The 6,749-nt window shown below is 73.7% G+C and carries 6 protein-coding genes; 5 read left to right on the top strand and 1 reads right to left on the bottom strand.

The window, feature by feature from the left end; translation table 11 throughout:
* Positions 1-67: 67 nt before the first annotated feature.
* Entirely contained in the window at positions 68-1,135 is a 1,068-nt protein-coding gene (locus tag WMJ97_RS06910) for a hypothetical protein (RefSeq protein ID WP_347348249.1), read from the bottom strand.
* A 107-nt stretch (positions 1,136-1,242) separates the two neighbouring features.
* On the opposite strand from WMJ97_RS06910, the gene WMJ97_RS06905 reads away from it, so the two are divergent.
* The 5 genes from WMJ97_RS06905 to WMJ97_RS06885 all read left to right on the top strand — a co-directional run bounded on the left by WMJ97_RS06905 (position 1,243) and on the right by WMJ97_RS06885 (position 6,705).
* The gene (locus WMJ97_RS06905) at positions 1,243-2,586 is read left to right on the top strand and encodes a histidine kinase (protein ID WP_347348248.1); all 1,344 of its coding nucleotides are present in this window, start codon (positions 1,243-1,245) and stop codon (positions 2,584-2,586) included.
* Entirely contained in the window at positions 2,583-3,224 is a 642-nt protein-coding gene (locus WMJ97_RS06900) for a response regulator transcription factor (protein WP_347348247.1), read from the top strand. Before WMJ97_RS06905 ends, WMJ97_RS06900 begins: the two co-directional genes overlap by 4 nt.
* A gap of 311 nt (positions 3,225-3,535) precedes the next feature.
* On the top strand, positions 3,536-4,099 hold the full coding sequence (gene ahpC / locus WMJ97_RS06895; RefSeq protein WP_347348246.1) for an alkyl hydroperoxide reductase subunit C: 564 nt from the start codon (positions 3,536-3,538) through the stop codon (positions 4,097-4,099).
* Positions 4,100-4,243: 144 nt separating this feature from the next.
* Positions 4,244-5,815 (top strand): alkyl hydroperoxide reductase subunit F, encoded by a 1,572-nt coding sequence (gene ahpF / locus WMJ97_RS06890; protein ID WP_347348245.1) that lies wholly within the window; start codon positions 4,244-4,246, stop codon positions 5,813-5,815.
* Positions 5,812-6,705 carry a LysR substrate-binding domain-containing protein gene (locus WMJ97_RS06885; protein WP_347348244.1) on the top strand — a complete coding sequence of 298 codons (894 nt, stop codon included), beginning with the start codon at positions 5,812-5,814 and terminating at the stop codon, positions 6,703-6,705. The genes ahpF and WMJ97_RS06885 overlap by 4 nt, the downstream gene beginning before the upstream one ends.
* Positions 6,706-6,749 lie beyond the last annotated feature (44 nt).

The raw sequence follows: 6,749 nt of genomic DNA, 5'->3' as shown, positions 1-6,749 counted from the left end.
GAAGCGCGCTGTTCCTCGCCCCGTTGCGTTTCTACCTGACGTTCTCCACGCCAGAGTGTGGAGAACGTCACACACCCTGATCGGCCGGCCGCCCGGACGCGGCGGCGTCCTCCCCGCCGGACGCCTCCCCGCCGGACGCCCGCGCGCGCAGCCCTCCTGAACGCAGCGCTCGGACGCCGGCCAACCCCAGCAGGCATCCGGACGCCCACTGCGCCAGCGCCGGCACCAGCGACGCCGCGTCCAGCGACGTCGCCCCCGAGATCGGGTTCGGCACCGCGCTCAGGACCGTCAGGTAGCCGCCCCACGCCCCGAGCGCCCCGGACGCCACGAACCACCCGGACGCCGTCGCGAACCGTGACCACCGAGTCGGCCGCCCCGTGCGCAGCGCGACGACCGTTGCCACCCCGACGATCGGCAGCGTCCCGAGGATGAGGGGGAGCGCGGTCAGCGCCGTCCCGGACCCGCGGAGCGTCGCGAACACCGCCACCGACGCCACTGCGGACGCCGCGACCGCCGTCCCGGTGATCACCCGGTCGCGGGCTCCCGGTCCTCGCGACGACAGCCCCGGCGACCCCTCCGACCCCGTCCCCTCCGGTCCCGAACCACCTCCCAGCCGGCCGGTGAGCGCCCCGGACCATCGCTCCCGCGCGTAGAGCCCGAACCCGGCGAGCAGCGCGAGCCCGAGGACGGCGAACCCGGCGTACACCACCTGGTAGACCCACGGCTCCAGGCCCAGCCGCGACCCGGATCGGGGCTCCTGCCCGTCCCCCGCCGGCAGGACCAACTGCAGCGGCAGCGCGAGCAGCACCCCTCCGAGCAGCCCCGACCCGACCCACATCGGCACCAGGATCACCGGCGCCGGGACGTGTCGCCCCCATCGCGTGACGAACGCCAGCGCGAGGGCGATGGCCGCGGCGTCCAGCAGGAACGTCACCAGGTTCAACGCCCACATGGTCGGGCCGTGGAGCAGTTCGGGATCATCGAGGCCGACCGAGCCGCCGGTCAGCCAGATCGTCTTCAGTGCCAGATACGGCAGGCAGGACGCCACGGCCAGGGCGGCGAGGGCCCGGCGGAGCAGGGTCGGCCGTGTCCAGACCTCGGAGCGAGCGGTCGTCGATTCGATCGTCGTGTTCATGCGGCCAGCCTCGCGGGCGGACGCCCCCGGATCCTCCCCCGGTGGGGGCGTCTTCCTCCCCCGCGCGGGGGAGTGGCGCGGCCCCGCGGCCTGCCAGACTCGTGCCCATGAGAGGGCTGCGCGGGCTGCGGTGGGGCGAGATCGCCCACGTGTTCGTGGGTGCTGCGCTCGCCCTGCCGCCGCTCGCGCTCGGCTGGGTGTTCGCGAATACCCTCCTCAGGCAGCCGCCGGGCGCGTTGGTCTGGCGGCTGGTGGTCGCGCTAGCCGTGGCGACGGTCGTCGCGATCACGCTCGTGGCGACGTCTCCGCCGGTCCGCCCGACGGAGATTGCGGCCGCCCGCGTTCTGCTCGGGCTGGATCTGCCCGACCCGGTCGTCACCCGCGCTCGCGGTCCGCGGCTGCTGGGCGCAGCCTGGTGGCTCGTGGTCTCCCTCGCCGGCGTCGTCGCCGCCCTGGCGGTGCTCATCCTGGTGCCCACGGGGCTCGGCTTCGTCGGCTTCCCTTTCTCGGGGGACGCCGACATGATCGTCCCCGGACGCCTCGGCATCTGGCACGTCGGCGCCGGCTGGGCGTCGTGGTGGCTCGTGCCCGCCGGGGCCGTGCTCCTGGCCGCCGGCCTCGCCGCGATCCCGGCCGCCGGACGCCTCACCTCCCGTCTCGCGCCGAGCTTCCTCGGCCCCTCGGACGCCGACCTCCTCGCCGCCTCCACCGCCCGCGAGCGGGCCCTCGCCCGTTCGCAGCACCTCGCGCGCGAACTGCACGACTCCATCGGCCACGCCCTGACCGCGATCACCGCGCAGGCCGACGCGGCCGAACGCCTCGCCCCGCGCGACCCGGACGCCGCCGCCCGCGCCGCGCGGGCGGCGTCCTCCGTAGCCCGGTCCGCGCTCGACGACCTCGACGGCGTGCTGGGAGCCCTGCGCCGCGGACTCACCGACGACGGCGTGCCCACCGCCGCCCCCGCCCTCGACGACGTGCTCGCCGCGGCCGCCCGCCAGCTCCGCCTCCGGGTGGACCGCTCCGGCGACCTCCCGCCCGCCCTCGAGCCGGTGATCGCGCGCCTCGCGCGCGAGGCGCTCACCAACGCGACCCGCTACGGACGCGGCTCGGCGCACCTCATCCTCCGCTCGGACGCCGCCGGCGTCCGGTTGGTCGTCGCCAACGAGCTCGGCCCCGACCCGGGACGCCCCGGCCACGAAGGCGGCCTGCGCGGCCTCCGCGAACGCGTGCTGCTGGAGGGCGGCTCCCTCTCGGCGGGGCTCGCAGGCGACCGCTGGGTGGTCGCGGTCGACCTGCCGGCCGTCGCCGACCCATCGGCCGACGCCGTATCCAACGCGTCGGCCGACGCCGGCCCCGATCGGCCCCCGAGCGGCTCGCCCCCGAGCAGCCCGGCCCCGACCGACCCGCCCGAGACCGGTTCGATCCCATCGACTCCCCGGAGCCCCGCATGATCCGCCTCCTCGTCGTGGACGACGACGCCCTCTTCCGCGCCGGGCTCATCGCGGTGCTCGGCACGGAGCCCGACCTCGAGGTCGTCGGCGAGGCCGCCGACGGCGCCGAGGTGCGGGAGGCGCTCGACCGCGCCCCCGTCGACGTCGTGCTCATGGACGTCCGCATGCCTCGCGTCGACGGCATCGACGCGACCCGCCGCATCGTCGCCCGCCCCGACGCCCCACGCGTGCTCGTGCTCACCACCTTCGAGAACGACGAGTACGTCGCCGACGCCCTGCGCGCCGGCGCGCACGGATTCGTGCTGAAGCGCGCCCGCCCCGACGAGTTGGCCCGCGCCATCCGCACGGTCGCCGCGGGTGACTCCCTGCTCTTCCCGGACGCCGTCCGCCGCCTGGTCGGCGGCCCGCGCCGCCGTCGCGCCCCGTGGGCCGACCGGCTCACCGCACGCGAGCGGGAGGTCCTGGCCCTCGTCGCCCGCGGACTGAGCAACGCGGAGATCGCCGCGACCCTCTACGTCAGCGCCGAAACCGTGAAGACCCACGTCTCGGCGCTGCTGGCCAAGGCGGGGGCGCGCGACCGGACGGGCATCGTGGTCGCCGCGTACTCCGGCGGCCTGATCGAGCCGGGCGAGGGCTGAGCCGGCGGGCCCGCGGTCGCGGGCGGCAGTCGGCGGCGTCCGGGTTCTCATGGAGAGAACCCCACCACCGCGGCCTGACAGTTTTCCGCGCGGCGCCGCCGCGGCGTCCCGCATCTAGGACGATCTCACCCCGTGAATCGAACTTCACCGAGTGAAAAATCCGAACGGAACGGGTCAATCCGCCTCTGACCAGCGCGGACGCCCCGCGGCGACCCCTCAGGTGGCCTGACCACTGATAGATGGGGTTTTGAGTCAGCCCGACTAGAGATATAGCCTGCCTATCAGAACAACGCGATGAAAGGTACGAACCTGTGTCCCTGATCAACACCCCGATCAAGCCCTTCCAGACGACCGCCTACAAGAACGGTGCGTTCGTGGATGTGTCGAGCGACGACTTCCAGGGCAAGTGGAACATCGTCTTCTTCTACCCGGCCGACTTCACGTTCGTGTGCCCGACCGAGCTCGCCGACCTGCAGGACGTCTACGCCGAGCTCCAGGGCCTGGGCGTCGAGGTCTACTCCGCGAGCCGCGACAGCCACTTCGTGCACAAGGCCTGGCACGAGACGTCCCCCGAGGTCGGCACCGTGCAGTACGCGATGCTCGGCGACGTGCAGGGCGTCATCACGGAGAACTTCGACAACATGCGTCCGGAGTCGGGGCTGTCCGACCGCTCCACGTTCCTGATCGACCCCGACGGCATCATCCAGTACGTCGAGACGACGTCCGAGGGCGTCGGCCGCAACGCGACCGAGCTGGTGCGCAAGGTGAAGGCCGCGCAGTACGTGCGCAACCACCCGGGCGAGGTCTGCCCCGCCAAGTGGGAGGAAGGCGAGGAGACCCTCACCCCGTCCTTCGACCTCGTGGGCAAGATCTGATCCACCCCTTCGCAGGACCGGCGACGAGGCCGCGCGAGGCGCGCCTCGACGCCGGTCCTTGTCACCCCGTCACCCCTGGTGGACGCCGTGATCGCCCCGCGCGGACGGTCGCGTCGGCGTCCGAATCGCCCGAAGGAGAACCCCATGCTTGATGCCAACGCCACCGCCCAGTTGAAGAAGTACCTCGAGCTGGTGAAGCTGCCGATCGAACTCGCCGCCTCGCTCGACGACGGCCCGAAGTCGACCCAGACGCGCGAGCTGCTCGGCGAGATCGCCGCGCTGTCCGAGCTGGTGACCGTCACCGAGGAGGCGAACGAGCGCACCCCGTCGTTCGCGATCCGGCGCACGGGCACCGACGTCGAGGTGCGCTTCGCCGGCGTCCCGATGGGCCACGAGTTCACCTCCCTCGTGCTCGCGCTGCTGCAGGTCGGCGGCCACCCGGTGAAGGCCGAGCAGGCCACGATCGACGCGGTGAAGGCGCTCGGGCCGCACGAGTTCGTCACCTACATGTCGCTGACGTGCCAGAACTGCCCGACGGTCGTGCAGGCGCTCAACGCGATGAGCGTGCTCAACCCGCAGATCCGGCACACGGCGGTCGAGGGCGGCGCGTTCCCCGACGAGATCGCCGAGCGCAACGTGCTGGCCGTCCCGACGATCTACGCCGACGGCGAGCTCTTCGGGCAGGGCCGGATGGACATCGACGACTTCGTCGCCAAGCTGGACGCCGGGGCCGGCGAGCGGGCGGCCGACGCCCTCAACGCCAAGGACGCCTTCGACGTGCTCGTCGTCGGCGGGGGTCCGGCCGGCGCGGCCGCGGCGATCTACGCGGCCCGCAAGGCGCTGCGCACCGGCGTCGCGGCCGAGCGGTTCGGCGGCCAGGTGCTGGACACCATGGCGATCGAGAACTTCATCTCCGTGCCGTACACCGAGGGGCCGAAGCTGGGGGCGGCGCTGGAGGAGCACGTGCGCTCCTACGACGTCGACATCATGAAGCAGGCCCATGCGACCGGTCTCGTCCCGGCCGGCGACGACGGCCTCGTGACCGTGCAGTTCGACGGCGGGGCGTCCCTGAAGGCCAAGAGCGTGATCGTCGCGACGGGCGCGCGCTACCGGACGCTCGGCGTCCCGGGTGAGGACGAGTACCGCAACAAGGGCGTCACGTTCTGCCCGCACTGCGACGGGCCGCTCTTCAAGGGCAAGCGCGTCGCGGTCGCCGGCGGGGGCAACTCGGGCATCGAGGCGGCGATCGATCTGGCCGGCGTCGTCGGCCACGTGACCGTCGTCGAGTACCTCGACCAGTTGAAGGCCGACGAGGTGCTCGTCCGGAAGCTGCACAGCCTGCCGAACGTCGACGTGGTGACGTCCGCTCACATCACCGGGGTCGTCGGCGACGGCCAGCAGGTGACGGGCGTCGAGTACAACGACCGCACCAGCGGCGAGGCGCATCGGCTCGGCGTGGACGGCCTGTTCGTCCAGATCGGGCTGCTGCCGAACACCGAGTGGCTGGAGGGCGCCGTCGCGCAGACCCCGCGCGGCGAGATCGAGATCGACGACCACGGCGCGACCTCGGTGCCGGGGGTCTTCGCCGCGGGCGACTGCACGACCGTGCCCTACAAGCAGATCGTGATCTCGATGGGGGCGGGGGCCACGGCGTCCCTGGCCGCGTTCGACCACCTCATCAGGACGAGCGCCCCGGCCGACGCCCTCGCGTCATGAACCTGAGGGACCTCGAGTACCTCGTCGCGGTGGCCGACCGGCGGAGCTTTCGCCAGGCGGCCGCCGCGTGCGCGGTGTCGCAGCCCACGCTCTCCACGCAGGTGAAGAAGCTGGAGGGCGAGCTCGACGTCGCGCTGGTGGACCGGTCGGTCGCTCCGCCCGCGCTCACCCCGGTGGGCCGGCAGGTCGTCGACCGCGCGCGGGCGATCCTCGACGAGGTCTCCCTCATCCGGACGCTCGCCGCCGACGCCACCGGCGCCGACACCCCGCTGCGGCTCGGGGCGTTCCCGACGCTCGGGCCGTACCTGCTCCCGCGGGTGCTGGGCGGCGTCCGCGAGCGTTTTCCGCGGCTGCAGCTGCTGCTGACCGAGGAGAAGTCGGTCAACCTGCTCGCCCTCCTGGACGCCGGCCGCCTGGACGCCGCCCTCGTCGCGCTGCCGGTGCCGGACGCGCGGCTGCGCGTCCGGCCGCTGTTCCGGGAGGAACTGTTGCTGGCCGTTCCGGCCGGGCATCCGCTGGACGCCCCCGGGCCGGTCGCGGCGTCCGAGGTGGCGCGCCACGAGCTGATGCTGTTGTCGGCCGGGCACTGCCTGGGCGATCAGGTGGCCGCGTGGGTGCGCGAGCACGGGGCGTCCACGCGCGAGGACTATCGGGCGTCCACCCTCGAGACCCTGCGCGCCATGGTCGCCGGCGGCGGCGTGACGCTGCTGCCGGCGCTGGCGGCGTCGGCGTCCGGGGAGGCAGGGGTCGTCGTCCGCCGCATCGCCCCGCCGGCCCCCACGCGCGACATCGCGCTCGTCTGGCCCCGGACGTCGCCCCGCGCCGAGGTCCTCGAGGCGCTCGCGGACGCCCTCGTCCCCGACGCCCCGGGCGCCGTGACGCACCTGTGACCCACCCCGCGACCGGGTGACGGCCGCCGACGCGAGGGCGAACG

Origin of the sequence: Nigerium sp. (assembly GCF_039811905.1) — a bacterium.
Classification (GTDB): Bacteria; Actinomycetota; Actinomycetes; order Propionibacteriales; family Propionibacteriaceae; genus Propioniciclava.
This window is presented reverse-complemented; position numbering and strand designations above follow the sequence as displayed.

Bases quoted from the DNA above. Each gene is read 5' to 3' on its own strand.
- ahpF (WP_347348245.1), top strand. From the start codon at position 4,244: ATGCTTGATGCCAACGCCACCGCCCAGTTGAAGAAGTACCTCGAGCTG.
- WMJ97_RS06885 (WP_347348244.1), top strand. From the start codon at position 5,812: ATGAACCTGAGGGACCTCGAGTACCTCGTCGCGGTGGCCGACCGGCGG.
- WMJ97_RS06910 (WP_347348249.1), bottom strand. From the start codon at position 1,135: ATGAACACGACGATCGAATCGACGACCGCTCGCTCCGAGGTCTGGACA.
- WMJ97_RS06905 (WP_347348248.1), top strand. From the start codon at position 1,243: ATGAGAGGGCTGCGCGGGCTGCGGTGGGGCGAGATCGCCCACGTGTTC.
- WMJ97_RS06900 (WP_347348247.1), top strand. From the start codon at position 2,583: ATGATCCGCCTCCTCGTCGTGGACGACGACGCCCTCTTCCGCGCCGGG.